This window comes from Brevibacillus porteri (assembly GCF_003013475.1).
Classification (GTDB): domain Bacteria; phylum Bacillota; class Bacilli; order Brevibacillales; family Brevibacillaceae; genus Brevibacillus; species Brevibacillus porteri.
In genome coordinates this window covers 14,815-37,140 of sequence record NZ_PXZO01000008.1, presented here as the reverse complement: position 1 = coordinate 37,140, position 22,326 = coordinate 14,815, and the positions used below count along the sequence as shown (strand labels likewise).

The 22,326-nt window shown below is 43.6% G+C and carries 32 protein-coding genes and 2 pseudogenes; 8 read left to right on the top strand and 26 right to left on the bottom strand.

All coding sequences use genetic code 11. The annotated features are described in order from the left end of the window. On the top strand, positions 1 to 182 hold a 182-nt coding region (locus tag C7R92_RS06655; protein WP_146147604.1), incomplete at its 5' end, for an IS3 family transposase. Positions 183 to 547: 365 nt separating this feature from the next. On the opposite strand, the gene C7R92_RS32745 is transcribed toward C7R92_RS06655, so the two are convergent. The 11 genes and pseudogenes from C7R92_RS32745 to C7R92_RS06600 form a co-directional block, all read right to left on the bottom strand. Then, the gene (locus tag C7R92_RS32745) at positions 548 to 826 is read right to left on the bottom strand and encodes a phage minor head protein (RefSeq protein ID WP_244195669.1); all 279 of its coding nucleotides are present in this window, start codon (positions 824 to 826) and stop codon (positions 548 to 550) included. Next, on the bottom strand, positions 823 to 1,371 hold the full coding sequence (locus C7R92_RS06645) for a hypothetical protein (protein ID WP_244195668.1): 549 nt from the start codon (positions 1,369 to 1,371) through the stop codon (positions 823 to 825). Before C7R92_RS06645 ends, C7R92_RS32745 begins: the two co-directional genes overlap by 4 nt. A 63-nt stretch (positions 1,372 to 1,434) precedes the next feature. Next, positions 1,435 to 2,793 carry a phage portal protein gene (locus C7R92_RS06640; protein WP_244195667.1) on the bottom strand — a complete coding sequence of 453 codons (1,359 nt, stop codon included), beginning with the start codon at positions 2,791 to 2,793 and terminating at the stop codon, positions 1,435 to 1,437. Positions 2,794 to 3,006: 213 nt separating this feature from the next. Then, positions 3,007 to 4,230, bottom strand: coding sequence for a terminase large subunit domain-containing protein (locus C7R92_RS06635; RefSeq protein ID WP_244195666.1), 1,224 nt, complete (start codon positions 4,228 to 4,230; stop codon positions 3,007 to 3,009). Next, positions 4,211 to 4,834, bottom strand: coding sequence for a hypothetical protein (locus C7R92_RS06630; RefSeq protein ID WP_056495846.1), 624 nt, complete (start codon positions 4,832 to 4,834; stop codon positions 4,211 to 4,213). The genes C7R92_RS06635 and C7R92_RS06630 overlap by 20 nt, the downstream gene beginning before the upstream one ends. Before the next feature lie 56 nt (positions 4,835 to 4,890). Beyond that, on the bottom strand, positions 4,891 to 5,184 hold the full coding sequence (locus C7R92_RS06625) for a hypothetical protein (RefSeq protein ID WP_106833635.1): 294 nt from the start codon (positions 5,182 to 5,184) through the stop codon (positions 4,891 to 4,893). A gap of 72 nt (positions 5,185 to 5,256) precedes the next feature. Then, a pseudogene (locus tag C7R92_RS32740) lies at positions 5,257 to 5,490 on the bottom strand (hypothetical protein). A 125-nt stretch (positions 5,491 to 5,615) separates the two neighbouring features. Next, positions 5,616 to 6,584 (bottom strand): DNA cytosine methyltransferase, encoded by a 969-nt coding sequence (locus C7R92_RS06615; RefSeq protein WP_412679410.1) that lies wholly within the window; start codon positions 6,582 to 6,584, stop codon positions 5,616 to 5,618. Between the two features lie 69 nt (positions 6,585 to 6,653). Then, a complete protein-coding gene (locus C7R92_RS06610) occupies positions 6,654 to 7,220 on the bottom strand; it encodes a ParB N-terminal domain-containing protein (RefSeq protein ID WP_106833634.1) in 567 nt (188 codons plus the stop codon). A 217-nt stretch (positions 7,221 to 7,437) separates the two neighbouring features. Beyond that, complete coding sequence (locus C7R92_RS06605; protein WP_106833633.1) at positions 7,438 to 7,932, bottom strand: hypothetical protein; 495 nt, start codon at positions 7,930 to 7,932, stop codon at positions 7,438 to 7,440. Positions 7,933 to 7,985: 53 nt separating this feature from the next. Beyond that, positions 7,986 to 8,480, bottom strand: coding sequence for a hypothetical protein (locus C7R92_RS06600; RefSeq protein WP_106833632.1), 495 nt, complete (start codon positions 8,478 to 8,480; stop codon positions 7,986 to 7,988). Between the two features lie 158 nt (positions 8,481 to 8,638). On the opposite strand from C7R92_RS06600, the gene C7R92_RS33405 reads away from it, so the two are divergent. Continuing rightward, positions 8,639 to 8,770 (top strand): zinc ribbon-containing protein, encoded by a 132-nt coding sequence (locus C7R92_RS33405; RefSeq protein ID WP_106833631.1) that lies wholly within the window; start codon positions 8,639 to 8,641, stop codon positions 8,768 to 8,770. Here C7R92_RS33405 and C7R92_RS06590 read toward each other — a convergent pair. From C7R92_RS06590 to C7R92_RS06575, 4 genes and pseudogenes are all read right to left on the bottom strand, one after another. Then, a complete protein-coding gene (locus C7R92_RS06590) occupies positions 8,767 to 9,072 on the bottom strand; it encodes a hypothetical protein (protein WP_106833630.1) in 306 nt (101 codons plus the stop codon). The genes C7R92_RS33405 and C7R92_RS06590 overlap by 4 nt on opposite strands. 1,020 nt (positions 9,073 to 10,092) lie before the next feature. After that, positions 10,093 to 10,257, bottom strand: a pseudogene (locus C7R92_RS32735) (CPCC family cysteine-rich protein); the annotation flags it as partial. A 122-nt stretch (positions 10,258 to 10,379) separates the two neighbouring features. After that, positions 10,380 to 10,994, bottom strand: a complete 615-nt coding sequence (locus C7R92_RS06580; RefSeq protein ID WP_208636187.1) for a hypothetical protein — start codon at positions 10,992 to 10,994, stop codon at positions 10,380 to 10,382. 206 nt (positions 10,995 to 11,200) lie between these two features. After that, the gene (locus tag C7R92_RS06575; protein ID WP_106833628.1) at positions 11,201 to 11,587 is read right to left on the bottom strand and encodes an ArpU family phage packaging/lysis transcriptional regulator; all 387 of its coding nucleotides are present in this window, start codon (positions 11,585 to 11,587) and stop codon (positions 11,201 to 11,203) included. Between the two features lie 134 nt (positions 11,588 to 11,721). Between C7R92_RS06575 and C7R92_RS06570 the strand changes: the two genes are divergently transcribed. Together C7R92_RS06570 and C7R92_RS06565 are read left to right on the top strand one after the other, a co-directional pair. Beyond that, a complete protein-coding gene (locus C7R92_RS06570) occupies positions 11,722 to 12,018 on the top strand; it encodes a recombinase family protein (RefSeq protein ID WP_106833627.1) in 297 nt (98 codons plus the stop codon). 140 nt (positions 12,019 to 12,158) lie between these two features. Further along, positions 12,159 to 12,617: a hypothetical protein gene (locus C7R92_RS06565; RefSeq protein ID WP_106833626.1), complete on the top strand. Its 459-nt coding sequence runs from the start codon at positions 12,159 to 12,161 to the stop codon at positions 12,615 to 12,617. Positions 12,618 to 12,669: 52 nt separating this feature from the next. Here C7R92_RS06565 and C7R92_RS06560 read toward each other — a convergent pair whose 3' ends face one another. Beyond that, positions 12,670 to 13,194, bottom strand: a complete 525-nt coding sequence (locus tag C7R92_RS06560) for an ASCH domain-containing protein (protein WP_106833625.1) — start codon at positions 13,192 to 13,194, stop codon at positions 12,670 to 12,672. Here C7R92_RS06560 and C7R92_RS31870 point away from each other — a divergent pair. Beyond that, on the top strand, positions 13,185 to 13,400 hold the full coding sequence (locus C7R92_RS31870; protein WP_146147603.1) for a ubiquitin family protein: 216 nt from the start codon (positions 13,185 to 13,187) through the stop codon (positions 13,398 to 13,400). The genes C7R92_RS06560 and C7R92_RS31870 overlap by 10 nt on opposite strands. Before the next feature lie 111 nt (positions 13,401 to 13,511). On the opposite strand, the gene C7R92_RS06555 is transcribed toward C7R92_RS31870, so the two are convergent. Continuing rightward, positions 13,512 to 13,775, bottom strand: a complete 264-nt coding sequence (locus C7R92_RS06555) for a hypothetical protein (protein ID WP_106833624.1) — start codon at positions 13,773 to 13,775, stop codon at positions 13,512 to 13,514. Positions 13,776 to 13,859: 84 nt separating this feature from the next. Next, a complete protein-coding gene (locus C7R92_RS06550) occupies positions 13,860 to 14,042 on the bottom strand; it encodes a hypothetical protein (RefSeq protein ID WP_106833623.1) in 183 nt (60 codons plus the stop codon). A 315-nt stretch (positions 14,043 to 14,357) separates the two neighbouring features. On the opposite strand from C7R92_RS06550, the gene C7R92_RS06545 reads away from it, so the two are divergent. The 3 genes from C7R92_RS06545 to C7R92_RS06535 all read left to right on the top strand — a co-directional run bounded on the left by C7R92_RS06545 (position 14,358) and on the right by C7R92_RS06535 (position 16,292). Continuing rightward, the gene (locus tag C7R92_RS06545) at positions 14,358 to 14,657 is read left to right on the top strand and encodes a hypothetical protein (RefSeq protein WP_106833622.1); all 300 of its coding nucleotides are present in this window, start codon (positions 14,358 to 14,360) and stop codon (positions 14,655 to 14,657) included. Between the two features lie 262 nt (positions 14,658 to 14,919). Next, complete coding sequence (locus tag C7R92_RS06540; protein ID WP_106833621.1) at positions 14,920 to 15,237, top strand: hypothetical protein; 318 nt, start codon at positions 14,920 to 14,922, stop codon at positions 15,235 to 15,237. A gap of 836 nt (positions 15,238 to 16,073) precedes the next feature. Beyond that, complete coding sequence (locus tag C7R92_RS06535) at positions 16,074 to 16,292, top strand: hypothetical protein (RefSeq protein WP_106833620.1); 219 nt, start codon at positions 16,074 to 16,076, stop codon at positions 16,290 to 16,292. Positions 16,293 to 16,552: 260 nt separating this feature from the next. On the opposite strand, the gene C7R92_RS06530 is transcribed toward C7R92_RS06535, so the two are convergent. From C7R92_RS06530 to C7R92_RS06500, 8 genes are all read right to left on the bottom strand, one after another. Next, positions 16,553 to 17,248 (bottom strand): DNA polymerase V family protein, encoded by a 696-nt coding sequence (locus C7R92_RS06530; protein WP_244195665.1) that lies wholly within the window; start codon positions 17,246 to 17,248, stop codon positions 16,553 to 16,555. Positions 17,249 to 17,268: 20 nt separating this feature from the next. After that, a complete protein-coding gene (locus C7R92_RS06525) occupies positions 17,269 to 17,724 on the bottom strand; it encodes a DUF1064 domain-containing protein (protein WP_244195664.1) in 456 nt (151 codons plus the stop codon). A gap of 1 nt (position 17,725) precedes the next feature. After that, complete coding sequence (locus C7R92_RS32265) at positions 17,726 to 17,884, bottom strand: DUF6906 family protein (protein WP_167403189.1); 159 nt, start codon at positions 17,882 to 17,884, stop codon at positions 17,726 to 17,728. Between the two features lie 18 nt (positions 17,885 to 17,902). Beyond that, positions 17,903 to 19,288, bottom strand: a complete 1,386-nt coding sequence (locus tag C7R92_RS06520) for a replicative DNA helicase (protein WP_106833619.1) — start codon at positions 19,286 to 19,288, stop codon at positions 17,903 to 17,905. Between the two features lie 53 nt (positions 19,289 to 19,341). Further along, positions 19,342 to 20,118 (bottom strand): hypothetical protein, encoded by a 777-nt coding sequence (locus C7R92_RS06515; RefSeq protein ID WP_208636186.1) that lies wholly within the window; start codon positions 20,116 to 20,118, stop codon positions 19,342 to 19,344. Between the two features lie 96 nt (positions 20,119 to 20,214). Beyond that, positions 20,215 to 21,027, bottom strand: coding sequence for a PD-(D/E)XK nuclease-like domain-containing protein (locus tag C7R92_RS06510; RefSeq protein ID WP_106833618.1), 813 nt, complete (start codon positions 21,025 to 21,027; stop codon positions 20,215 to 20,217). Continuing rightward, positions 21,008 to 21,799 (bottom strand): RecT family recombinase, encoded by a 792-nt coding sequence (locus tag C7R92_RS06505; RefSeq protein WP_106833617.1) that lies wholly within the window; start codon positions 21,797 to 21,799, stop codon positions 21,008 to 21,010. Before C7R92_RS06505 ends, C7R92_RS06510 begins: the two co-directional genes overlap by 20 nt. A gap of 110 nt (positions 21,800 to 21,909) precedes the next feature. Beyond that, positions 21,910 to 22,140, bottom strand: a complete 231-nt coding sequence (locus C7R92_RS06500) for a hypothetical protein (RefSeq protein ID WP_106833616.1) — start codon at positions 22,138 to 22,140, stop codon at positions 21,910 to 21,912. Between the last annotated feature and the right edge of the window lie 186 nt (positions 22,141 to 22,326).

The window sequence follows — 22,326 nt, the reverse complement described above, 5'->3', positions numbered from 1 at the left end:
AGGACGAGTGTTTAGCTCGTTACGAGTTTCAAACGTATGGAGAAGCCTATGAAGAGGTGGCAAAATATATCCGTTTTTACAACGAACGAAGAATACATTCTAGCATTCGTGATCTATCTCCGCTTGAGTTTTATGAAAAAAACAAAAAGCAACCGATGTCAATTAAGGCAGTTCGTCTTTAATTAGCAATTCTAAGAGAAACAACGATTAAGGTAGTATGTGTCCAAATTCAAGGGGTTAATCCGAAACGATTCCTGAATCGGAAATGATGGAATTTCACACAAAGTTTACACAACGACTTATCTTATGGGGATCAGATGAGGTAATCACTGCATACGCGGAATTCCGTAAAATTTATCTCAACCTACATAACTACTCAAAACAAGAATTATTGATTCAATTTGAGAAATTCATGTTTGCTCTTAGAAAGGATACAGGACACAAAAATAATAATCTAAAAGAGTCAGATTTGTTATCACTTTTCATCAATGATATATCGATAATTTCTTGAGAGAAAACAAGACCGCTTCTTAATTTAGAAGTGGTCTTACATTATTGCCTGCATAGTGCAACGACACTGCACGATTTGTTTAGCACTCCCTGCCGGATCGCCTGGATACATCATCTTTTCACCTCCCACATTGAAAGGCTTGTCTATGTCAACCTCTTGTCCGTTGGCATCTTTGTGGTCCTTCCTAGTCCGCTTGTTGTTGGCAGCACGCCACCGCTTTTTCTTCACAAGCCCCGACTGCTTCCAACCTTCCAGCTTACCGCCGTTTGCTGCCGCAGTGGAAAGCGTTCGGGAGACGGTAACCGCTCTGGTCATGTTGAAAGGTCCCTCTTCTCCATTGGCAGCTTGCTTGCCTCTTTGACCATGGCTGCCCGTTTTGCTGGAGTCTCGCCAGCTTCAATCGCTTTCTGGAACGATCGAATCATACGATCAGCCGATGACTCATTCATGTCAGGTACGAGTTTTTTCAGCTTTGTAGCAAACGCGGCTGCCGCCTTGTTCTCCTGCTCCCATTTTGTATCTGCGTTGATGTTGATTGCTTCCGACTCACCCGCCATATGGAACAGTGGCATGAAAGCATCATGAACAGCCTGCTCAAACTGTTCTTGAAAGAAGTCACCTGTCTGAACCAGCAAAATCACTTTCAAGAGCTCGTCAGCATCTGTAGCCAGCTCGTCACTCAACTCTTGAATAGCCTCATCCAGCGCCTTACCCTGTAATTCAAGAAGGTCAGCGATTGACTCCTCACCTTCCTTGTACAGCTTCTCAAGCAATGCGCGTTCGGCGTGGGTAAGGTCAAGGCTATCAAGAAAGTCATCGTCATCCGCTTTGGCAATCAGATACAGGCACTGGTCACACATGCTGTTGGTCCCTCGTTTCACGAAGTAGACGCTTAGCTATCGTTGCCACTTGTTCTTGCGTATCTAATGTGCCGAGTGGCTCTTGGGAAACTGTACTGCCAAGCTAGCAATAGGTGTATCAAGATACTCTTCGGTGTATTTCGACTCATCAATGGCAGTTCCCAATACTTCCTCTGCAATGGGGATGAGATGGCGCACTAACATAATTCCTCTATCAGCTAGGAAATCAAGTAACGCTTTCCACTCGTCTGGATCGCTGATTTTTGGGCTGTTCAGTATAGCCTTCACGCGATGTACCTCGATGGCAGGTAGCAGTCGCTTGTTGAAAATCTCGTCCATAATCCATTTGCGATATGGTTGAAACACCTGCTCCTCTGCAATTCTGCGGGCGTTATCGCTTGTCGCTCTGTTATAGTCTTCCGACTCACCCGTGAGAATTGGCGGCAGCCGAAATGCTGACCTTATTTCTTTGCGTTTTTCCCGATTGTATTCGATGAAAAGTGCATCTTGTTGAAGCAAGTCATTCAGCTTGTCCAATTTAATGCTGGTTTTTTCCTTTTCATCGCCAAGAAGCCCTTTGTCATACCCTTGCAATTCAAGATAAAGAATCCCACCCCGTGACTTCTTTCCTCTTGCTCCTTTTAGAGCAACGATAGACTGCGGAGTTAATTCCCCATTCGTCACAGTCAAAATCATGTCAAGCATTCGACCGTTATCAAAGTATTCGAAGTTGAGCTCCTCTGCTTTTCTCGAACCAACAATGCCCGGTGAATTTCCTGACCAACGTGGTTCGCCGTAAGTCCCGTTCCCCAGTTGCAGATGAATGACTTCATTCTCTTCACCGGGCGCCCCGAATTCACGGAACCACGATATGTTAGTCCCTCTCTTCTGCGCGTATCTTCGCACCCATTTGGACTGCGTGAACTCTTCAACCTTTCCCTGCACCAAACGCCGATACTTCATATCTACCCTTATGAGTGGTGCTGTGCAGCGCATGTATTCAGGAGGAATACGGTAAATGGCAGGAAGCCCACCGCCCCATGCAACCTCAACGTAAGCGTTGCCGCAGTGTTCAAGGTCCTCAACCAACTGACTTAGCAATTGCTCAATCGACTCTTCCAGATTAGCTGTCTGCATGAAACGATCAGCAATATCCCACTCTGCTTTTGCCGTCTTATCACTTTCATCCGACAGGTATGTTAATGCATAGCCATAGCCAACCACGTTAGTTTTGTACGCCTCGATGCATTGAGGAATAATATTGCTCTGTTTCACTACCTGAACACACGCTAAAGGGTCAATAGTCGGGCGTATAAGCTTGTGTTCATCGTAATCCCGCTCGAATTGATCAATTACAAGCTGCTTGCTTTCCCCTTCCCCCTCAGCTTTACCAATGGGATACCAACCTGTTGATCCAGACATTAAATCCATCCTCCTTTCCCGTTCTTTTTCCTATCCTCACGCTTCTGCGCAAGCAGCAACATGAGCCAATCGTTGTACATTGCATATCGCTTCGCATCTTGTGTATGGTTGTCTTTATCCACTGGCTCTTCAAGCGTGATGCCGTTTTGTTCTTTGTACTTGTAATTGCCTGTTTCTTTGATCGTCTCAACAGCTGTACGAGCGATATAAAGGTTAGGGCGACCAGACGACTCCTTTACCTTGTACAGACTTCCAACTCGGCGTATTAGTATTTTCTGCTGACTTCACAGGCAGTTTGTATCGACGATAAGTAGAAATGTCTTCTGGCTCAGAAGGGTCTGCCCAAATGACCTCCATCGGGTAATTCTTTTGAAGCTCCAAATACCTCTTCACAAGGCAGTCCTCGAGCTTACCTTGATCGTCTACGACCATAACATTGGTTTGCTGGCGATAGCTTTCCTCGATCAAATAGTAATCTTCATCCGTGCATCCAAAGACCAAAAGCACCGCTGGGTCATTCCAGCCGTGATCCATTCCGCCGATATACCGCTTAAACATTACCTCTCGTTCCTCGCCGCTCGGATAGGTAACGACGAATAAACGCCGCGCAAGATCAACGGGGCGTATATCTACACAGTGAATGCTTCCGTCAAACTCTTCATACACCTGACCATGGAAAACGTTGAATTTCGCGTAAATCTCGCGCTTCACGTAACGCTCAGGGTACGTCTCAATCATCCTCTGGATATTCTTCTGCAATTCAGGGATAGGGTTATCCTTGGACGTCCAGTAGAAGTTCCGCCAATCCGGATCATCCTGGTACCGATCATCTTCTAACCCTGCATCAATAAACTGGCCCCGCAGCACAATTTCCTCTGCAAACCAGTTGATCCCCTCAGGCGTGGTCGTCCAGATAGACCAGCCTCCTTTATCAGCTAGGGCATAGGCCAGATAGCCCGACCACGTTTCTGGCTTCATTTTCGATGCCTCGTCAAGCCATACGCCGTCTAAACCACGACCAACAAGCTTCTTCGGATTGTCTGCCGATTTAAACCGGATCAGAACGTATCCAGTTAACCAAACGAAGTTCCCCGATGCGTTCCAAGTGTCGATCATGTACTCAGGAATGACTTGTGATAGCTCCTCTTGTTGAATCTCTGACATGTTGTAATCAGGCGCTACGCACCAGTATTCCAGCCGTGGTTTGGGTTTCTTAACCTTTTTCAGGTTTAACGGTGGCTTATAGGGCAACCCTTTCCCTGCTTCAATATCGGCAAGGATGTTATCGAAAAACTTCCGGGCTCCCACGTTCGTTTTACCACCGCGACGACCGCAGTTCATGACTACGTTTCGAGCATCACATTCCATAACTTCAATTTGTTTTTCATGAGGTGTCCAATCCTCGAATGGATCGAGGTCAAGTTCCAGACTTGTCACGGGACCACCTCCTGACGGTGATCTGCTTTTCAGGACCGCCGCCGTTGCTCAATAATTGTGCTTTGAGCTGTATTGCTTTTAGCTTTTTGTCTTGGACTCTGGTTAGTGCTTCCTCAAGCGACAGGATATCTTCAATCGCTCGATACTCTGTCTCTTCGATTTCAGTAGTGACCAATTCGTCCCGAGTAATGACCATCATCTTCTGTTTCCCAGATTTATCGTCATGAACCTGCACTGGTTCCTTTGTGGTGACTCTTTGTTGAAGGACACGCCGCTGCTTTTCTGTTAGCCCATCCTTCAAGTCACGAATGCGGAGCATCATTTCGCGCTCACGCCATGTAAACAAACGGATTTCTTCATCCGCTTGCTGGACTGGATCGAGGTTGATCCTATCAAGCACCTCTGCTTGTTCTGGAGTCAAGGCATCCATCCAAATCGATTGGAATTCACCCGTCTTGACTGCGTTGGTATTACGCTCTGGTGCGCCGCCACCAGCACCGTGGAAACGGCACACATCCCAGCCGGGCTTAGCCCAATTTTTGCATTGCTCGTCGCGCTGCTTACTCCTTGCTTTGCATCTTTTCTTTTCAGGATTCCTCGCCATCTACATGACCACCACCTCACCACTTCATGGGGTTGTTTTCAAAAAAAGAAGAGCGCCTATTTAAGACGCTCTCTTTTCTTCCTAATTTCTACAGCGAATTGCTTCCCATACGGGGTTAGTCTTACCGCTGATATTACGACGTCATCTGGTCTTGAGTCATAAGAGTCTCCATAGCACCAAGCCTCAAACGGAACGGTCACAAGCCCCATTCTCTTCAACCTTAGCAAGGCTTCAACTAAGTCATCGATTTTATCTCGACTTGCAAAGTGTTTGTAAATGGACCGTGTGTCGAGCTCTTTCTCAAAGCAGATTTGCAAAGCTACCAAGACTGTTTCTTCGTTGTTTGTCATAAGTGGAATTCCTCCTCGTGGTTTTTTGATGTACACAAACCAATATAAGGAGACGGCCTCACTTCTTAACAATCAGAGCGTATCTTTCTGCAACTCAATGTCCAACTCTATCAATTTCTTCAAATCATCCACGGTCTTTATCTCAATATGACCTGATTGAAAGTCCTTAACCCACTTTGCAATGGCAGCTTTCACAACTTTCCTGTATTGATCCTTCTATTCCATGATGCCTTCCATTACTTCGATTTGATATTGCAATAGAAGGTCAATAGATTCAGGAGAAGACTGTTCTGTAGTTGTTTTCATTGTGGCACCCTCGGCTTTCCTGTACGAGATAGTGGCTATGAGGTTCCGTGGCCACGGGTTTCCACTATCTCAGCCGGGGTGACCTGGTTGCATGGGGGGACGTTCACGCGTCTCCCTTTTGCTATTTAAGCAGGAAGGTTATACAGCCATTGCTTGTAAATTTCTTGAGCAATGTTCTTCATCATTACCGGAGGGATAGACATTCCGCAGACATATTGCACGTCAGCATCCAGGAAGTCATAGTCTTTTGGGAACGTTTGAATACGGATAATATCTGAATCGCTGATGTAGTACGGCTCATCGTAGCGAATGAAACAGGAATTACTCGCGATGGTATTAGGTACACGATCATCATGAACCAAGATAGAATTGAAGTTGCTTTCCTTACCTTCCACTCGTTCCGTAATATCCCCGAAACTCGAATCAATCGGCCTTCTCTTCAACCACCGCTTATAGGTTCTCGTATTTGGATCAAGCGGCCTTCCTCTTCCAGATCGTATCTCCTTGTAGAGAGTCGGTCTTTCCTTGAATTCGAGTGTCAGATCAGAAAGCTTTAAGTCCTTTCTCCGAGCAATAAAAAAGATGCGCTCTCTCTTCTGAGGCACACCCATTGTTGCTGAATTTAGTCGAAATAATTGAGGTTCATACCCCATTTCACAGAACCGCTTGGCTACCAAAGACACATACCCTTTTGCTAATCCAATGATCATTCCCCTAACGTTCTCTGCGACCACTACCTGCGGGCGTAACTTCTCAACCACGTCCAAGAAATCGAAAAATAGATCATCAAGCTTTTGCTTGGCCTGACCTTCTCTGAAATGATGTTCCTTGCCCCACTTCTTCTCGCGCTTTCCAGATGTAGAAAACACGCTGCATGGAGGTGAGCCATCTAAGATGTCCAGATCAAAGAGCTCTGCCGGTAGCTGAGCATCCGGGAGATTCTTGAATTCTTGAATTCTTGAATGGGCATTTGAAATGGGTACTTCGGGTCCTGATTCCGTTTGTACAGTGCCATCATCTGCGGATCGATCTCGACATTGCCCAACATTTCGTACCCCGCCAGTTTGTACCCCATTGTTGAACCGCCACCACACGAGAAGCAAGAAAAGACTTTTCGCCCGTTCTTGGGAACGGTTGCTATATCAGAAAGGCTCCAGTCCCACTCAGGCCGTTTCATCGTCGTTATCCTCAACGGATGGAATGTGTTCTTTGGGATTAAAGACAAAACCGCACCGTGGGCACTGACAATCGAATTTGTTCTCAGCGAAATCGTCCAAGTCGAGTTCCTCGTTGGTAAACTCCGTGTCTTCATCGCTTTTGAAAGTGAATTGTGCAATAAGGTCTGCTGCTTCTTTATCATCGAAGCCCGTAATCGCATGATCCAGTTCACTATCTTGCAGCTCCGCCAACACCTGGGCGAGCATTTCCTCATCCCAAGCACCACTGATCTTGTTCAGTGCGATGTTGAGAGCCTTCTCGCTGATGTCATCCAGATCAACAACGGAAACTGTTACCTCCGTGGATCCCAGTTCATTCACCAGAATCTTAAACCGTTGGTGACCTCCGACCAGGTTACCCGTCCGTTCATTCCAGACGAGCGTTTCGACGCAACCGAATTCCTCAATCGATCCTTTCAGCTTTTCATATTCAGGATCGCCCGGCTGCAAATCTACCCTTGGGTTATACAGTGCAGGGTTAATTTTAGAGACTGGTATTTTCCGTATGTCCATGCTGTTCAGCTCCTTCGTGGCAATAAAGTAAGAATAAAGAATATTGCCAGCTTTAAAATTGCTGTATGCTTTGATACTGTTGGGCTGGTGCTGTGTTTTGGTGGTGTAACGAAAATTACTATTCCAGCAGAAAAGTATATGTTTTGTTTCACCGCAAAAAATGGGGTTGAGGCTTAGAGCCTCATGTTTTGGCTGGCTGTTGGATTCTGGCGACCCCCTAGTCCAAATTTGGGTCTTCGCCTGCCTCTGTGATCTCCTGGCTGAATAGGTGTAGGAGCCACGCTTCTGCTGTCTTCCCGTTGAGAGAATACAGAGGATTGATTGCTAATGCTGACCGACCTTCTAAATCGGTTCTACGCATGACGTGGAGCTCCATGAATGTCTTCACGATCTTGCGCGCTGTTGGATAGGAGCAGTCTGCGATGCGGGCAAGGTCTTTGACTGTGAGCGGCGTTCCCTTTTGCCCGCGCTCATTGTCGCCCTGTAAGAGGTTGGTTCCCTCACTGGCATAAGGGGCGATCTTCAACAAAAAACCAGCCTCAGCGAGTGACAGCTTTCTGAGCGGTCGCTTTGCCTTTTGGCTGGCTTTGATCTTTACGAATTTTGAGCTGCGGCCGACGGGACGAAATACTTTTATTATCTCATTCGACCGGCGCAGCACTTCCTCAGTATAAAATATCTCTCCAGTGGCTGAGTCAACAAACTGACGCACTACATTTCACCCACCTCCATGAAAAAAAGCACCTCGTGGGTGCTCAATTTAAATTAAGTCAAACAATTTTTTAGTATTGTTTTGATCTCTCCGTAAGCTTGACCGTACCTTATTGCGTGTTCCAAGTGAGAGTCTTTGTTAAGTGGTTCAGGCTTTTCATTACTGCAGCAAGCGTAGAAGAGACGATCCATTAGTTCAGGAGTTTCTGTGGAGTTTGTAATATGTACACAATCGTCAATTGAATTACTTGAGTCCCTTTTATAGAACAGAAACGTTCCTTCTTTAAACTTTTCTGTTCGACTTGAATCTTTCCAAAATAGCATACCTAATGTAATAAAATAACCTTCTTTGAACCTAATGACTCCAGAAATGACACTATTGTAATCTGTCGGAAACAAAGCGATTGAATCATTTAAATGATTGATGTATTCATATAAGCTCGCATCCATTTCAGCTAAGTCGATGTGAGATACATGGACTAATTCTTTTTTCGTCAACTTTTCGATCAATTGTTCAACACACGTTAATTTATTCAAGTCAGAAATCATTCTTTATAACTCCTTCTCTAAATGTTCGAATATATTTTCATTTAGGGAGTTCGTCAATAAATACTATTATCCTACAACTTTCGTCCGACAATTACCAACATTCGGAAGGATAAAATACCCAGATTATCTAATTGTGTATCTTGAAGGAGGTGATACATATGCCAACTACTGGTGAAAAACCTGGAAAAGGTACTTACACCTGCAATAGTTGTGGTCAATCCGTTACCCTTGATGATCACACAGATACGCTTCCCCCATGCCCTAAATGCAATGGGACGGAATATCGTTAGGTTTTAGTGAAAAATTCTTGGATTGCTGACTCTTCGTAACCAAACAGCTTTCCGAGTATCCAGTGATCAAGGACAGAAGTAGGGACCTGCGGCAAGCTTTGTATGACATCAAGAATATGTGGATGTTTATAAATCCACAAGGTAAACCAGCCCTCTGCCAAAGGCTCGGTATATACCTTTAGTTTTTGATTAATCACGAAAGTGATGACATCTTCACGAAACCTTTCTTGGAATGGCATCATTGCCGCAGGCTTTCCCCTCTGCACCATGTAACAATAAGCAGTCAATTCTCCCGTTTCCAAATTAATCTCCCCTCCTAATTCAGCGCGTTTACCTCTCTCCCTATGTCTCAACATCATCGTTTATTCTGCCCTAACTATTTATTACTTCTTCCAGTTATTTTCCGTGCCATCCTTACACACTGGGAGGTCTCCGTTCTCTAATTCGGTAATAAGAAGTACTGGACAAGGGGCGAGAGGCCGGAGCCGTATGCCTCGCATTATCCCCTGTCCGGTATATCCCAGCAGAGTAGTTCGCGATTTTCCAAAGCTCCGAGAGGGGTTCCCAAAACTTGAAAACCGCTGTAATGCATACAATGAAAAATAATTGCATGGTTCCCTGCTACGCTCGCCGCAACTTGTGCGTTCAGGCTCAGAATGCCCCCCTCTCGTAAGGTCACATTCGTCATCACCCATAGATTCGCTCAGGTACACCATTGATAAGGGATAGGCGGTATCTCCCAAGAGCCGATGTCGCTTGCTCTTGACTCAAGATTACCGATTCCAACATTTCAAATCGTCCTGCCTTTTATCCCTAATTTTGTCCGCGTTTTGTCGGAATTTTGTTGGGACTTCTTTCATTCGCGTCTGTACCAACTCTCAACAAAAAACCACCTTAATGGTGGTTTCCGGCACTACTATCTTCAACTATCGAATCCAGTTAGCTCAAAGCACTGAAATGAGTTTCTTAACAAATACCTCTTCGATTTTCTTGATTTCTTTGTCAGCTTCATTATCGACAAGTCCATGAATTTCCTTAAGAATTGCATTTGGATCTTTCCTTTCTCGAATCATTATGTAACGGGTAATTAGCTCACTATCATCGCCCATGAGTTCATAGATTTCTTCATAGTTGAAAACAAAGCTACTTTCTTTAATCTCAATAAAGCCAAGATAGAGTCCAAGTAATTTTTCAAGGGGTACATCAAGGGCAACAAAGATCCTAGCAATCTCCGTCACGGGCATACGCTTTATTTTTGATATATCTTTCGGACCATCGAATTCGTAGTTATCGTTTATTAGATCTGTTTTATCTTTTAAAGCCTCTTGAGACTGTCTTAAGGATAAAATATTTGCGCCCCCCTCAAAATCCGGGTCAAAGTACTGATGTAAATCATCCTGCCAATAACAAACTGGACAAATATCAACGGTTCCCGGGGGTTTTAAGTCAAATGTTTTATAACCGCAACAAGGACAAGTGTATTTCATGTATCCACCTCAAAAATTATCCTTTTTTTCACTCGATTATCTTGCCCGTTAGCTAAACAAAAGCTGCCGTTAAAACCTTGGAGCCTTCTCAATTTCTCTGTTATTCTTAGCTTGTTTTTATTCTATTCAATTTTTGAAGGGAATGATATTTTCTCTTCAAAAAAATCCTGGCCATTCAAATTAAATTGAAAGTTTCGAATGATTTCTGGTTCTTCATAATCATCCAAAGTAACATATTGTTTTGCAATTTTTTCAGCTTCCTTTAAATTCTCATTTGTTGGTTTTAGGAAACTATAATCAATATAAAAATCCCTAATCTCAAGTAGACACGAAAGTTCATAAGACTGGATTCCGTGTACTCCGTTCTCAAAATCTACTTCACATTTCATCGACATTCTTATGTAGCGATTCGTTCTCTCACCAAACACCATGTTAGAAATAAAGACTGGACTATGATAATAAGACAACAAAACTGATGCATCAGGCATTGGAACTTCGTAATCCTCGAAAGCGATGTCGGTAAACTCGTAAGCCTTATTCTCCAAATCCCTCCAGCTCCGAACACCTGGTAATTTAAGAAATGCAATATTGATCGCTGTATGTATTGGGTTCTCTATACATTCATTTCCTTCAAGTTCAAAGGGACTTAAATTTACATCGATTGAATGATAAAACTTCCCATCGTATAAATATGAGGAATACGTACCTTCTAGTGCTACTAATTTTACAGGTTCCATGACTACCCCCAGCATTTTCTCGATATTTTAGTGCAGTAATTAGTTTGATTTTACATCCAAAAGTTGGATTTTTCATCAGTTAATAAAACTCTAATTCTGGCTAATAAAATGAAAGTTGTCGCACATAACTTGCACGTTAACATAACAACGTTATGATTGCGTTAGCAAAATCTACAGCCGACGAAGCTTGTTTCATAAAAAAGCACTCAGATCATCCCGAGTGCCGTAGCGATTTGCTTAATTGCATCTTTCTTTTTCGTGTAGTATTGGTCCTTGGTCAAGCCCATATCAAGATAAACGTTAATGTCTTTTACCCTTGATGTGCTGAGATACTTCTCTTCGATGATCTGACGCTCGATTTCATCCAACGAATACTGCAAAGCCCTTTCGATTTGTCGTGCTTTCAACTCATTCGTGGACTCTGACTTTTGAAGCCTTGGAAACAGTTGATCAATGCCCTTTTCCTGTCGCTCCTGTTTATTTTGGACAGCATCACGAAGGGCTTTATACTCTTTTAATGCTTTGACAACAGCCTTTCTGACTTCTTTTTCATCTACTGGTTCCAGAAATGACAGTTGTTCTTGTGCGCTCATCTTTCCAATTCCCCCTCGCGGCAAGCCCGTGCTATAATGTTTTTGCCGAACATATATACGCGCTCCCGAATGGGGGTTATTTTTTTGTCTGCTAGCGAGGTAAACTTGTCACAAGAATACATCGAGGTGATCCTATGGTTGCTGTTTTTATTCGAACTGCATCAAATGATTTTAGAAAAACCGAAAAACAAATGGAATCCTGCATGCCGCTTGTCCAAAATGTAGCCCATAAGGTGTACATAGAAATCGATGTTAAAACCATTGACTCGGATCGTCCTGGCCTGTCTCAGTTGATTACGGACATAGAGGCAGGATTGGTAAACAAGGTAATCTGTCACAGTGCTGAGCGAATCTCTCGTAACCCTGTTGAATTGGGGAAGTTCATGCAGCTTGCTAATCAGAAGAATGTACCATTGATTTTTGCTGAGTGATTCTGAATGGAATCACTTTTTCTCTTTTGTTAAAATGCGATCTCTTTCCTCTGGTTTGTAACAAAAAAGATATTTACATTTTTTAGGAATAAATGTAAATTAAAAAAGTAGATATTACCAAATTTTAGGAGGTTGCATTTATGAAATTAAAGAAACTGATTTCAACGCTTGGACTTACGACCTGCCTACTTTCGATGTCATCTTCAGCATTCGCTATGGGTGATGCCAGAGAGCCTGATAGTTTTGACTCACCGAATTATTTTCAAGGAATTGGTGATAGTTTTGAGGGCACTTTATCAATTCCAGAATACGGAATGGATCACGACTATTTTAAATGGACAAACAACACAGGCCAAGGAAAAGCATTTTATCTTCATTTCGATACCTACCAAAATCGCAGCCTAGACTATATGATTCGTGATATGAGTTTTGCTGGTTCAGGAAATCGTATATTTAAAGATACAGGACGCGAAGCCTGGTATATATATTTGCCGGCTGGCGAATCACTCAGAGTGCATGTAGCTGCTCAAGATGCAATAAGAGTTGACCCCAATGTGAAATATATCATCGCCTTGAGTGAGCGTCCTTGGTGGAACTAGATTTGTTATAAGATTTAGAGGGCTGCTTAGAAACGTGGTACGAGCAGCTCCTCTAAATCTTTTGCTTTCCAAATGTAAAAATCTCATCTAATGCTGTCGTGATGGTTGGTTCCGGAAATCGCATATCCTTATCACTCGCAATGCTTCCATCCCGTTCCCCTCCCCAATTCCATAGTCCTTGCAGACCTTTTGCTGACACCGGATCGATTTGTTTTACATCCGTCATCTCCCAGGCATAACGCCCCACATCGTACCATCCAAACGCTAATTCGTTTCCTTCCACGTAACCCCAGCCAGCTAATGTAGCTCTACATGGTTTTGTTACTGTTACGGAATGACAGCCGATAAGGTTGGCCGTAGCAACAACTGAGCCCGTAGGCAGTGTATTAGCCGTATAACCATGTGCAGCCAGTACACTAAGGAATGGCTCCTGCTGACAAATCTCCTTGTCCACTTTCTTGGAGGCGTGGATCGCGATTGGCCCGCGGTGCTTGGTAGACCAGCCTCGTGTTTCGAATCGTTTTTCCCCGAGGGCGATCAATGTCGCAAACGGTTGGTGAATTGTAATTGCCTTCACTTGGTTCCCCCTATTCAGGCTACTTCTATAAGCCTGCTTCGCAATTTCTTTATGTCATCAATAAGCGCTGCTTTATCTTCGGGAAAGAGCAGCATCATATCCAGTTTGACATCGATCAAACCCTTGATTTCCTCCACCGACATATCCATTTCCATGAACTGTCCGGTTGGAATCAAATCATGCTGATCAACATTACTTCCGCATAATTTACATTCATACACGCCGCCAATGTAATGTGTTAGCTTTTCGCATCCGCACGTTGGGCAGCCACAACCCGTCCATCTTGTTCCCCTCCCTGGATACATACGTAATGTATATTAAGCAATCCCTGTAACTGTGCGCTTTTTAATGCCTTGGATTGGTTCGGTGTACCCTGCCAATTCAAGCTGCCGTTGAGCCTTCCGAAATACGTAATCAATATCCTCGTTCTCTTTCAATCTGCCGTCATCATGAAGATGCTTGCATGGTATCCAGACATTCTGATTTGTACCGTTCAATGTGAATCGTTTTGCGGCGTAGCCTGTATAATTCCTTCGAATCAGTTGTAATTTAATGCCTTTGTAATACTGTGGTTCGTACATTTTTGCACCCCATTTATCACATCGATTGTTGTGTCTAGTCATCCTCGCCATAAATCACATTCAATGTTGTATCAAGTACCATGTTCACTTTTTTCTATTGGTAAAATCCATCTTTTCATAATCAACGTTGAACGAGTAACCACTATAAACAATTTGGCAGGCAACTGGATGGATCGTGATTTGATCGACCATAATCACCGAGACACTATCAGGGTCTTCAATCAAAAAGCGCTGGTTTTCATCGAGTTCTAAAACGATTTCTGTCATGCACGAACCTCTCCTTTACAAATCGATTATTTTGTTAATCCCTCATCACTTGGATCCATCATCTTGAAATCAAAATCTGTAAATATTGACATATTTGTAGTACGCTTATTTTGCCCGTTGTAAAAATCCTTCTTATCCGTTGATGGAACGCCGTGTGCGATGAAAGTCGCCCGCACGGTGTAGGCTCGAACGAAAACCCTCACGAAGAGAAGGGAATAAGTCGAGAATAGCTATATTGATCCAATATTCACTTTGCAAGACAATTTAAATGGTCAATATCCCTACCATTTCGTTGAAGGCTCCTCCCAATACCTTATGCCAAAATTTCTCGCCACCCAGCCATTAAGAAACGCGACTCTAACTTTTGATTTGAATGATGTTTTCACTCCAGATGCAACCGATTTGTATTACATTGCTTCTGCTCGCAATGAAATTGGTGCTGATAAAATTAATGGCTCCGTAATTACGATTCCTAATGTTACTCTTGATAAAGGACAGTTAATCATTTTTGACTTAGGATCTTACACAATGCCTTCTGCAGGAACGTATAAATTTTTCATTTCTGTTGATTCAAAACACACGCAAGAAATGGTATTGGATATTTCTAAAAATTAATTATCCATCAACAGCCCTCGGGATGGACCCGGGGGATATTTTTTCGTCCAGACTGAAGGCTCGCCCCCCACAATCACAGAAAGTTATAACTTTAGTTAGCGGACAATTTAGATTGATTGGCGTAGCGTTATATTTGCCCGTTGTAAAACATTCTTTCTTATCCGTTGATGGAACGCCGTGTGCGATGAAAGTCGCCTGCACGGTGTAGGCTCGAACGAAGACCCTCACATTTAGTAGGGAATAAGTCGGGAATAGCTATGAATTGATTGCCAGACCTGCTCAAATTTTGCAACCAGCTGGACTTTCGATTAGCCAAGCAAACGTCATCGTTAAGTATGGTGAGTATACGTATTGGTCGTATACCCCTTCATCGAATGACCTTGTTTTGGTTGTCGTCGCATTTGATTCCAACAATCAGGAAGTCAAACGCTGGGAAGTTCCTGGTTATAGGTATACAATCGACATTGGGATCGATAACCAAAACAAAACAGTGGTGTTCTACATGTGGCAAAAGGTAGGAGTCTTTGAAAACGGTTCTTATCCGGTTTCGTTTACCTGGGAACAGTTGAAAATCAACTAATCCACCATCAACGGCCCCCGGGTTAATCCCGGGGTATTTTTCTCACCAAGTGGGGGAATTTCCTACTTTCTACAATTACCGTTGTGTTAAGCAACCAAATTGACTACTTTCATAACTGACACACTAATGACTTTCTGGGCTGTTCCTAACAATCTTTTCAGTTTTTAAAACCTCCTGACCTATACATCCAATCAAATTTGTAATAATATGGTTAAAAAATCACAATGAGAATGAGGTGTCATTTTGCTTGGAGTTAATTTCTTCTTTTTTGTTACTTTGTTCGGTGTTATAGGGCTATTACTGTGTACAGCAATTATTATCGGAAGACAATTTGCAGAACCATCAAACGAACTCAGAAGACAAGTTGCAGTGCTTACCCGTGAAGTTGAAGATTTAAAATCCAAGAAGTGAATTTAAACTTTAAGCATTTCTTGCTTAAGGTTTTTTATTTCTCTCCCTAACTATTGAGTTAAAGTCATATATTAAGACTGTCCAACAATCCACGCAAACGTTTGTTTTCCTTCATATTCAGCAAATTTGGAAATAAACAAATTTCGTGATATATTTTTTGTTAAATACTGTATATAGGTGAGTTTTATGAAAAAAACAACTTTGCACAAAATAGTTTCAATTGTAATCTGCTTGAATGGACTTTATTTAATGATAACTAGCCTGAAATATGGTTTACTCGGTATCCTTTTTTTAGCTATTGGACTATGGAGCGTCTATACGGACTTTGGCAAAAGCGGCGAGTGATTTAACATAATTGAGATTGTGTATCCATCTTTTTTATTCCAGTCTCCTCGTGGCATAATGATGACGAAGGAGTTGGTCACGTGGAAAAGTCGTTTTATTACTCAGTCGAATGGTCTGAGGTCAGCTACCTCAAGGACGCCCTAGACGCAATGGAGATACCTTATGTCATTGAACAAGATTCCGACCGTCTACTTCTCGATGCTGGCCATGTTGCCCTGGTGTTTCCTGACCTTCCTGTTCGTGTGTATGGAGGCGTCCACGAACTGTTTGGTAGTCATGGACGCCGTTCTCCTGTATAGCCCTATTTCCTACTGTTCCAAGGCGGCAATGCTCAGCCTACCTTCCAGTTGTTAACCTGTGGATTAACGACGGACTGCTTGATATACTCGTTTTCCTGGCTTGTGGCTATAAATTTTCGTCTCCAAGGATGGTTTGGCGCTGGTTTAACGGCTGTCATATGATCCCGCCTTTCTAGGGGAGAGGAGCAGCTTTACGCTGCCCCCGGTTCCTCACCGTTTTGCTTTGCCATATGTTCAGCAACGAGTTTCTTGTATTTGGACTAAGCCGTTTGGAGTTTGGAGGCAGAGGTGCCGATGGACGATGCAATCTTAATCCACGTTTCGCCATTTTGTTTTCGTGCAAGCAATGCGGGGAAGTCATACTCTTCTGTTTCTTCAAACGATGGGGCTTGTCCGCTCAAGATGAATGCCACCAGTTTATCCTTGTCGATTGCAGCGACAGCATCGTCTTGTGTATCTTCCTCCTGATCGCTGTCATTTGTGTTATCCGCGGACTCTTCTTGACCCTGTGGTTCTGGATCAGGTGTGTTGTCATTTTCTTTATCCTCAGCTTGGATTTCTGGATTGCCTTCGGAACCTTCCCAGTCTTCCGATGATTCGTTTCCTTCTTCTCCAGCCTGTTCATCGCGTTCAAACTCTTCACTCTCGTTTTCATCGTTCTCCAGGTCACCAGTATCTTTCTTGTCTTCCTCAGCGTCTCCGTTAACTTGAGTTACCACGCCAGACTGATCGGTTGTGACAGATAAACCACGACGTTCTTCTCTTTCATCTTCGTCAAAGTTCATTGCCATTTGTGGATTTCCAAGGCGTACAACTACCTTGTCACCAACCATGTCTACAATGTCCGCCAAATCGTATGGATCAGGCTTCCCTACCATTTCCAAGTTCACAACAATCTTTTTATCATTCGATGCCATTTTCTTTACTATTGCCGTAAATTGTGCGTGTTTGCTCATTTTCCACACTCTCCCTTGGTTTATATGGCTTTTTTCTCTTCACGTTTTTTTGCTTTCCACTCGTCAGTGGTGATCCAGCCGCCGTATTTCTGTACCTTTTTAAGCAATGTCAATTTCAGATTCGGATACTTGTACATGAACATTTTTGCTTTGATCTTGAAGGCTTCTGTCTCTTCACCCTTGATATCAATAACCTCCAGCGATCCATTAAGGTGAAGGACTTCAAAATCCGCCTTGTATGTTATCGCTTTAAGATTCTTGCCATTCCGGTGGCATTTTTCCTGAAGCACGTAAACAGGTTGCAGTCGCATGTCTTGGATTTCACCAGCAGCCAGCTTTTCTTTTAGTACAAGGCAATACTCTGACTCAGCCTTAGAATCGAACTTGATACCATCCACAATGGTGATCTGGTTGTTATATTTGGGCAGCTTTGGTTTATCTGTTTCTTGTTTGGCTGCTCTGGCTCTATGCTTCATGTTATGCCCCTTTCTTGATCGTCTTTGTATTACCGGAGAAACGATGGATCAAAACCAATTCTGTCGTGCTATCGCGCTCAACCAGCCAATTTGCAGGATTAAAATTACGTGCTTCCAATTCTTCTTTTTGCCGTCTATTTGGTCGTTTGCCTTGCTTCATGTCTGCTCTCCTCCCGGTTTAGGAACCTGTATTCAACGCTTCTTGTACCTGTCGCCCTGGAGCCATATCCCAGTCGATAAATTCCTGAAACACACGCCGAAAGGCAAGATTCACTGTGCCAACCGATCCGTCTCGATTCTTAGCAATGATGAGCTCAACCTTGCTGATTGGTTCTCCTGTTGCAAAATTTACGTACTCTTCGCTGTCATCCCTATGTAGAAAAGCAACCACATCAGCGTCTTGCTCGATATTTCCACTTTCGCGAAGGCTTGAAAGATTCGGACGTTTCACAATACCTTTCTCAATGTCCCGATTTAGCTGAGCAAGTAACACGACTGGACAATCCAATTCCTTCGCTAATTCTTTCAGCGTGCCAGTATACTCCCCGATCTCTTGATCACGATTAAGGTTGCGGTTACGACGACCTCGACCTTTATTCCCAATAAGTCCAAGGTAGTCGATCAGAATCATACCCACCTTGCCATGCTTGCGTTTTAATGCCCGAGATTCTGCGACGATCTCGTTTAGCGCTTGCCTTCCCTTGTCCTCCATCAAGATATTGGAGCGATAAAACTTGTCGCTAACTTGCGTAAACACTTCCCATTCCCCTTCACTCATCTTGTTATGGCGAATTTTCAAGAGTGGAATTTTAGCCTCTGCTGCAAGCATTCGATTTAGTAGATCGCCTTTACGCATTTCGAGTGAAAAGATACCTACAGGGTCACTCCCCGCTGGTAGCCCAGCAGTTCGCGCCATCTTTAAGGCGAACGCTGTTTTCCCAACCGAGGGCCGCGCGCCGATGATAATTAGCTGCCCGCCACACGCTCCACTTGTCAGTAAGTCAATTTTCGGTATGCCCCACGATTTGCCGAGAATACCTCCACCTTCGAGACGGGTATTTTCAATGACGGCAATGTGATCGAGAATGAAGTCTCTTACAGATTGGAGTCCTCCCCGTTTGTTCGGGCGGATTTCAGCAACCTTTTCCTCTGCTAAGTTCAAGAGCTCATCAGCCGTTTCATAGTCACCGTTAAGGACTCTGGCTCGCATTGACTCCGCATATCGAAACACTTTCCTGATCGTAGCCGCCTCTCTCACCAGACCAGCGTGGTGGTCAACTGCTGCCGCAGATGCAACAACACTACCGAGGCCAGTCAGATAGGGCACACCGCCAATTGCGTCCAATTGTTTACCCCGACTCAACTCCGTCGTTAGTGCCACAAGGTCAATCGTCTCTCCGCGGTCCCGAAGATCAAGCAAAGCTTTATATATCTCTTGGTGTCCCACAGAGCTGAAATCATTTGGAGACAGGATCAGGTCAATTTCGTCTATCAACGTTGGGTCCATAATAATGCTGCCGAGCGTCGCTTTTTCAGCAGGCAGGTTTTGTAGACGGTCAATCATGTGCTATCTCCTTTCCCAAAAAGCATCTCCTGAAAGGCTAAGTCATTCGCTGCTCATTTTTCGAACCCGGTATACGCTTTGTCTTGTACTTGCTGTCCCGGCGCATGCTGCTGTGTTTGTTCTGAGCGCTGCAAATGCATCGGCACGACTTTCCTGCGCATCTGCCCTTCCAACTTGTCATATTGTTTTCGTAGGGTACCTGCCGACAAGATATTTGTTTGCCAGAAAGGGTCGTCTGTAGCCCATTGGATCACGAGCTGTATGTCATAATTGCTACGCTTGTCCAACTCGATCATCTTCCGCATATCATCAGCCCATGCAGCAAGAGCAGTCGGGTTCTCATCTGGGACTTTCGCATTCGGTTTCCAGCGAAGAATACGGCCTCGTAGGTACTTCGCCAAAATATAGGCATCCGTCGATTCGTCATAAACGCGTCTTGTGCGTTTGGGACAAGAATCTTTTTTATGTTTTACATGCTGTTCTTTACTGCTGTTCTTATATACTTCGGGAATCTCTTCCGAATCTCTTCGGGAATGATATTCATCAGAAACCCTTTCAACGCTTGATACATTAGGGTTTTCAGCATCCTCCCTCTTCGGGAATTCAGGTGGAATCTCTTCGGGATTCTCTTCGGGAAAATTTGACCCTTTTTGACGACTGTAACTAGCAAGATTTTGAAATTCATCATAATGATTAATGGTGATCAACAAACCATTTTTTGTATTCCCTCTGTTGAGCTGCCACTGAATCAACCCCATCGCTTTTAGTTGATTAAGCGAGTATTTGATTTGATCCTCAGACCAATTTGTCTCTTTGGCATAGTCCTTCATGATGAATACAACTTGTCCACGTTTACACTTTTCGTTGTCCCGTATTCTGCTATGCCCATCCCCACCCTCCGATCACGATATTCTTCGCTTACACCTTCAATACAACGCGAGTTCCGAGTAATGCTTGATTCGATTAATCCGCTTTGTTCCTCGGCAATATTCACACTTTTCGCATCTAACTGGAGGAACCAATCCTGACTTTATTGATTTCACTCTCTCGATTTTGTTCTTCACTATCTGCAAACTTGCCTCGATCACATCGTAGTCAAAATAGATGATTTCGTAGTCTGGCAGGTCTTGCTTAGTCACTACAACTATGTGTGGTATAAGCCACTTATCGCGCCCCATTACCAACCTCTCGACCTCTGCATATACAGCCATCTGTAATGTGTACCCGTAGTGGTCTAGGAAGTTTTCATAACACTGCGTTTCTTTGTTCCACCACTTACCGCCGATATCTTTAAGTGCTTTTAGATCAGAAAATATACCTACCTCTGGTTGATAGCTATCGATCATAATTTTCCACGGAACACCGAATAACTCGGCTGTCATGATGACTTCTTTTTTACCAGCAAGAGCCTTCATGACAAGTGGATCACTTTCAAGAATCTTGATCATTTTATTGCAATGTTGAAAGTTGGATTTTAGTTGCCCTACTGAAGGGGCACGGGTGCTATACAAACTCGGATTGTTTACCTTAAATTCATCCAGGGTACCCTCGTTCCAAGCATGCAAATAGTGCCCCTCGTCGAATGCATCTTTTGGCGGTTCTACATACTCTCCCCTGATCTTAGCCATTGCTTTAGCTTCACAGCCCTCATAGGCGGGCAGGAAGCTCTTGAGTTGGCTTCCAGACATGTAGTGAAGGTTGGCTTCTGTAGAGTAGTAATTACTCTTGTTCAGCTGCATTGGTTTGTTCCTCAGAAACTTCCTCAAATTCAGCTTCGATTACAGTCGAGTTCAACGGGCTTTGCTGAGCAGGTTTAACCTCTTGGTTAAAGTCCACATCCCCAGCATCTTCAAACGCTTGACGCTGCTCGATTGTGTCAAAGTCAAGATCGATATTCTTGCATAAACGACGCAACACTGTTTTCTTATACATTTCACCAGGAGTAACCACCCAAGCTTTTGAATACTCTCCGGTCTGTTTTGATTTGCGCGAGAAATTCTCTTTAATTTTTTCGATTTCTTCTTTGCTCATGATGTCATATGCCATGGTCCCGTCCATATAATTAACTACAGCAAATGCTCCTAGAATTTCTTCGTTGTTAAAAGGTTTAGGCCTAAAATTAATCGTCTGATTTCCAGAATTGATCTCTTCCGCAAACTCATCCCCTTCTCGGACCAGTTTTGCGTATACTTCTCGCACTGGCTTTGTGCTGTACTTTTTGGCAAGCTTAACCTCGCCTTTATAGTCCGTTTGAAATTCAACCGAGCCTTTATATACAACCGCATAGCACTCTTTGTTGAAGAAATCCAAACCCAAGAATGCACCTTTAAGCATTGTTCTTGCTACAGTGGTCGGATTGCATAATTCGATATCCTTCGTTTCTTGGAGAACAGTCATGCAGTTTTGTAGAAAGCGCGTCTTGTTGAAGCTTGTTGGCATTGCTTCGCGCTTAGAATCTAGCAATTTCTCAAGATTGTTATAGATAACAACTAATTTGTTTTGATCTGCCACGTTTACCCTCCCTGATTTCAGATTTCACTGTGTACTTGTTTTTCGTTGTGGGAACGGATAACATAGTTGTACTGAATATGCTTTACCGTTCTGACTGAGACTCAGCGCTGCTACGCTGGGTCTTTTTCATTTTCTTCACTTGCTTTCACGAATTCTTGTAGTAGCTCTTCAACCTTCTCAACGTTTCCAATAAGATTCCCGATTCCAACTTCGTAAAAATCAGCAAAGGCATGTAAAATGCTCTCGGTTGTTGTATGGCTATCACTCGTTCTTTCCTCAAGCGACTCCAGATACATCTTAATTTCTTTGATTTCATTGATTGCCTGATTGACTCTTTCCAATAAGCACACCCCCTCTCAATTTTGATCGCGAGGCGCCACCGTCCCAACCTCTACGGCAGCCGTTGTAGTTCCTTGCCTACGCCACGTCTTGACCTCGCTATGTATTACTTGGAGGTTCGAACCTCCGTGGAAAACTCAGTTCACGTGCGACTCTCAGATTTTGAAAGGTCGACCGAATTTTCCACG

Bases quoted from the DNA above. Each gene is read 5' to 3' on its own strand.
- C7R92_RS06525 (WP_244195664.1), bottom strand. From the start codon at position 17,724: ATGAAGCATAGAGCCAGAGCAGCCAAACAAGAAACAGATAAACCAAAG.
- C7R92_RS06515 (WP_208636186.1), bottom strand. From the start codon at position 20,118: ATGAAGGACTATGCCAAAGAGACAAATTGGTCTGAGGATCAAATCAAA.
- C7R92_RS06545 (WP_106833622.1), top strand. From the start codon at position 14,358: ATGCCAAAATTTCTCGCCACCCAGCCATTAAGAAACGCGACTCTAACT.
- C7R92_RS33405 (WP_106833631.1), top strand. From the start codon at position 8,639: ATGCCAACTACTGGTGAAAAACCTGGAAAAGGTACTTACACCTGCAAT.
- C7R92_RS06565 (WP_106833626.1), top strand. From the start codon at position 12,159: ATGAAATTAAAGAAACTGATTTCAACGCTTGGACTTACGACCTGCCTA.
- C7R92_RS06530 (WP_244195665.1), bottom strand. From the start codon at position 17,248: ATGAGCAAACACGCACAATTTACGGCAATAGTAAAGAAAATGGCATCG.
- C7R92_RS32745 (WP_244195669.1), bottom strand. From the start codon at position 826: ATGACCAGAGCGGTTACCGTCTCCCGAACGCTTTCCACTGCGGCAGCA.
- C7R92_RS06520 (WP_106833619.1), bottom strand. From the start codon at position 19,288: ATGATTGACCGTCTACAAAACCTGCCTGCTGAAAAAGCGACGCTCGGC.
- C7R92_RS06570 (WP_106833627.1), top strand. From the start codon at position 11,722: ATGGTTGCTGTTTTTATTCGAACTGCATCAAATGATTTTAGAAAAACC.
- C7R92_RS06555 (WP_106833624.1), bottom strand. From the start codon at position 13,775: ATGTACGAACCACAGTATTACAAAGGCATTAAATTACAACTGATTCGA.
- C7R92_RS06550 (WP_106833623.1), bottom strand. From the start codon at position 14,042: ATGACAGAAATCGTTTTAGAACTCGATGAAAACCAGCGCTTTTTGATT.
- C7R92_RS06580 (WP_208636187.1), bottom strand. From the start codon at position 10,994: ATGGAACCTGTAAAATTAGTAGCACTAGAAGGTACGTATTCCTCATAT.
- C7R92_RS32265 (WP_167403189.1), bottom strand. From the start codon at position 17,884: ATGAAGCAAGGCAAACGACCAAATAGACGGCAAAAAGAAGAATTGGAA.
- C7R92_RS06625 (WP_106833635.1), bottom strand. From the start codon at position 5,184: ATGACAAACAACGAAGAAACAGTCTTGGTAGCTTTGCAAATCTGCTTT.
- C7R92_RS06575 (WP_106833628.1), bottom strand. From the start codon at position 11,587: ATGAGCGCACAAGAACAACTGTCATTTCTGGAACCAGTAGATGAAAAA.
- C7R92_RS06630 (WP_056495846.1), bottom strand. From the start codon at position 4,834: ATGGCGAGGAATCCTGAAAAGAAAAGATGCAAAGCAAGGAGTAAGCAG.
- C7R92_RS06645 (WP_244195668.1), bottom strand. From the start codon at position 1,371: ATGTGTGACCAGTGCCTGTATCTGATTGCCAAAGCGGATGACGATGAC.
- C7R92_RS06600 (WP_106833632.1), bottom strand. From the start codon at position 8,480: ATGATTTCTGACTTGAATAAATTAACGTGTGTTGAACAATTGATCGAA.
- C7R92_RS06510 (WP_106833618.1), bottom strand. From the start codon at position 21,027: ATGCAGCTGAACAAGAGTAATTACTACTCTACAGAAGCCAACCTTCAC.
- C7R92_RS06610 (WP_106833634.1), bottom strand. From the start codon at position 7,220: ATGGACATACGGAAAATACCAGTCTCTAAAATTAACCCTGCACTGTAT.
- C7R92_RS06640 (WP_244195667.1), bottom strand. From the start codon at position 2,793: ATGTCTGGATCAACAGGTTGGTATCCCATTGGTAAAGCTGAGGGGGAA.